Below are 3,749 nucleotides of genomic sequence, written 5' to 3'. Positions count from 1 at the left end.
TTCCCACTCCAGATCGCTCATGTCTGATCGTGCCATGTCCCACTCACGCCGTTATTTTCCGGAAATTGAATCACAAGTCTATGCTAAAGAAAAGAAATTAATGGGTGTGCTGCCTAGGGACTTTGCCGCGCAGATTTTGCGAGCTGGGTGGCTATGTGGATGATTTGTTGATGGTGCTGGCGCTGGATTGAGACCCTAGTGGGGGCAATTGCCACGGTGCGGCTACGATGCGGCTTGAGGCGCATGCGCCGGGGGGCTATGTCAGCGGCCAAAGGAAGGTGCGTCTTATGCCTCAGTTTTTTTCGACCGCGGACCCTGATTTTGACGACCGTTTTGCAAGCCTTTTGGGGGCAAAACGCGAGGACTCTCCGGATGTTGATGACGTTGTAGCGGGGATCATTGCGGATGTGCGCGCGCGAGGCGACGCGGCCCTGATTGAATTGACGGCGAAGTTTGACCGGTTTGATCTGACGTCCGAGACGATGACCTTTTCAGAAAGCGAGATTGAGGCGGCGGTAGCAACAGTGCCGCAGGTTGAGCGCGAGGCGCTGGCTTTGGCGGCGAGGCGTATCAGGGCCTATCACGCGCGTCAGATGCCGGAAGATCAGTCATGGACGGATGACGTGGGTGCCACGCTTGGCTGGCGTTGGGGACCGGTGGCTGCGGCGGGGCTTTATGTACCGGGCGGGATTGCGACCTATCCGTCGTCCGTTTTGATGAATGCGATACCGGCGCAGGTAGCAGGGGTTGAGCGCCTTGTCATGGTGACGCCTACGCCTGATGGCGCAGTGAACCCTTTGGTTTTGTTGGCTGCACAATTGTCAGGGATCAAGACGATCTACCGGATTGGCGGTGCGCAGGCGATTGCGGCTTTGGCTTACGGGACCCAAACGGTGCGCCCGGTGGACAAGATCACAGGCCCCGGCAATGCATTTGTGGCGGCGGCCAAGCGGCGGGTATTCGGACACGTCGGGATTGACATGATTGCTGGTCCATCCGAGATCTTGGTGATTGCGGATACGGACAACGATCCTGAATGGGTGGCGACGGATTTGCTATCGCAGGCCGAACACGACGAGAGCGCGCAGTCGATTTTGATCACCTCGGATAAGGTCTTTGGCGAGGCGGTTGTGGCGTCGATTGAAGGGCTTTTGGAGACGCTGGAGCGGCGTGATATTGCGCGGGCCAGCTGGCGGGATTATGGCGCAGTGATCGTGGTGCGTGATCTGGGTGAGGCGGCGGCGTTGACCGACGAGATCGCACCAGAGCATCTTGAATTGTGCGTGGCGAACCCCGAGGCTTTGGCGGCGAATATTAAACATGCAGGGGCGATATTCCTAGGGAAATGGACGCCGGAAGCGATCGGCGACTATGTGGGCGGGCCGAACCATGTGCTGCCGACGGCGCGCTCGGCGCGGTTTTCGTCAGGCCTTTCGGTGATGGATTTTCTGAAGCGCACAACGATTTCGAAAATGATTCCAGGCGCATTGGCGCAGATCGGTGAGGCTGCGGAAATATTGGCGAAAAGTGAGGGCCTTGAGGCGCATGGGTTAAGTGTGCGGGCAAGGTTGGAACAGTTGAACGAGGGGACGGGTGAATGAGTAAAATCGTCCAGATAGATATTGATGACAGCGCGTTGGCAGCCCCAACGCCAGAGATTGAACAGGAGCGCAGGGTCGCGGTGTTTGATCTTTTGGAGGACAATTCGTTCGATCTGCCGGAGCGGGACGGGCGGGCGGTGCCAGACGGGCCCTATCGGTTGCATTTAGCGATCCGCGAGCGGCGGTTGGTGTTTGATGTACAAACCGAAGCGGAAGAGCCTGCGGCTGAGTTTCATCTGGCTTTGGGGCCGTTTCGCCAAGTTGTGAAGGATTACTTTCAAATTTGCGAAAGTTATTTTGATGCGGTGAAAAAGCTGCCCCCGGGTCAGATCGAAGCGATAGATATGGCGCGGCGCGGCATTCACAACGAGGGCGCACGGGTGTTGCAAGAGCGCCTCGAGGGCAAAGCGGCACTTGATACGGATACGGCGCGGCGATTGTTCACGCTGATCTGCGTTCTGCATTTCGGGGGCTAGGCATTGGGGACATTACCTCAATCCATTCTTTTTTGCTGCGATCACAACGCAGTCCGGTCCCCGATGGCCGAAGGTATGATGAAGAAGTTCTATGGTCAAACGGCCTATGTGCAGTCTGCTGGCGTGCACAACGACATGGAGATCGACGGCTTTTCTATCGCGGTTTGCGAGGAATTGGGGATTGAGCTGGCGCGGCATCGCTCACGTAGTTTCGACGAGATGCAGGAGTGGGGCGACGATCTTTCGGGGTTCGATCTGGTGGTTGCGCTGTCGCCTGCGTCGCAGCGGCGCGCGCTTGAATTGACCCGGTTTTTCCACCTTGAGGTTGAGTATTGGCCGATTTTGGATCCGACGGGGTTGGGTGAGGGGCGCGAGGCGAAGCTGGAAAGCTATCGTCAGGCGCGGGATCAGATCCATGAGCGGATGTTGGCGCGGTTTGGGACTTTGACCAAGGAAGAGTGACGCTTTTCTCGCATTGCTTCACGTTTTGGCAAAAGGTGGTGTTGCCAAAGGCGTCAGCTGGAGGGGGGGCGAGGCTATGCTGCGCGCTTTGTTCGGGCTTGACGGCGGTGTCAGGCCACAAAGGTGCGTTGTCTTTGGGTTTTGGCGAGATTTGGCTTGATAATTTTGGCATTCGCGCCCATCTAAGCCTCGCCCGACTTTTCGGGCGACGCAAGGAGACAACATGGCCAAGGAAGAACTGCTCGAATTCCCTGGTGTCGTTAAAGAACTCCTGCCGAACGCGACATTTCGGGTCGAGCTTGAGAACGGCCATGAGATCATCGCGCACACGGCAGGCAAGATGCGCAAAAACCGCATCAGGGTTCTGGCCGGGGACAAAGTCCAGGTCGAGATGACACCCTACGACCTCACAAAAGGTCGGATCAATTATCGCTTCAAGTGACCGGCGACGGTGATGCGGCGCAGGTGCGCCCGCGATTGATCCTTGGGTCTGCAAGCCCGCGGCGGCGCGAATTGCTCGCACAAATTGGTGTCGTGCCGGACGATATTCGCCCGGCAGATATCGATGAAATCCCTTTGAAAGCCGAATTACCGCGCCCCTATTGCGCGCGCGTGACGTTGGCCAAAGCTGGCGCGACGACGCGCGCTTTGGGTGAGGTGGTGTTGGCGGCGGATACGACCGTTGCTATTGGGCGACGGATATTCGGCAAACCAGCGGACGAAAAAGAGGCGGCGGCGTTTTTGATAGCGCTTTCGGGGCGACGACATCGGGTTTTTACCTGTGTTGCTGTCGCCAGCGATAAAGGGCTGCGCTACCGCGTGGTCGAAAGCGTGGTGCGGATGAAGCGTTTGTCGGACATTGAGGTGAACGGCTACCTTGCAAGCGGCGATTGGCGCGGCAAGGCGGGGGGCTATGCCATCCAAGGGCCGGCGGGAACGTTCATCCCTTGGATAAGTGGTTCGTATTCGGCAATCATGGGATTGCCGGTGGCGGAGGCCGCAGTGTTGCTGCGCGACGCGGGCTACCGGACCGCCGCGTTCGTCTCGGCGTTCCCGCTCGACCGGCGCTTCGGGCTCGACGTCGGCTTCGACATGTTTCGCTACGAGGGGATCATCAACAGCGAGGCGACCGACGTCAGCACGGTGCATCTCGGCCTCTACTACACCGCGGATCTGACCGCTCTCGAGCTCGATCGGGATCGGATCGCCC

At 58.4% G+C, this 3,749-nt stretch carries 4 protein-coding genes and 1 pseudogene; all 5 read left to right on the top strand.

What is annotated here, in order from left to right:
- The first annotated feature begins 287 nt into the window (after window positions 1-287).
- Complete coding sequence (gene hisD / locus AC221Y_RS21610) at window positions 288-1,601, top strand: histidinol dehydrogenase (protein WP_486708389.1); 1,314 nt, start codon at window positions 288-290, stop codon at window positions 1,599-1,601.
- Window positions 1,598-2,077 carry a UPF0262 family protein gene (locus AC221Y_RS21605; RefSeq protein WP_299752975.1) on the top strand — a complete coding sequence of 160 codons (480 nt, stop codon included), beginning with the start codon at window positions 1,598-1,600 and terminating at the stop codon, window positions 2,075-2,077. Before hisD ends, AC221Y_RS21605 begins: the two co-directional genes overlap by 4 nt.
- A gap of 3 nt (window positions 2,078-2,080) precedes the next feature.
- A complete protein-coding gene (locus tag AC221Y_RS21600) occupies window positions 2,081-2,539 on the top strand; it encodes an arsenate-mycothiol transferase ArsC (RefSeq protein WP_299752972.1) in 459 nt (152 codons plus the stop codon).
- 223 nt (window positions 2,540-2,762) lie between these two features.
- On the top strand, window positions 2,763-2,981 hold the full coding sequence (infA, locus tag AC221Y_RS21595; RefSeq protein WP_007205486.1) for a translation initiation factor IF-1: 219 nt from the start codon (window positions 2,763-2,765) through the stop codon (window positions 2,979-2,981).
- Between the two features lie 23 nt (window positions 2,982-3,004).
- Window positions 3,005-3,565 (top strand): annotated as a pseudogene (locus AC221Y_RS21590) (Maf family protein); the annotation flags it as partial.
- Between the last annotated feature and the right edge of the window lie 184 nt (window positions 3,566-3,749).

The organism is Boseongicola sp. (assembly GCF_057460485.1).
The sequence above is the reverse complement of the archived record's forward strand: the minus strand, read 5'-3'. Positions and strand labels throughout refer to the sequence as shown.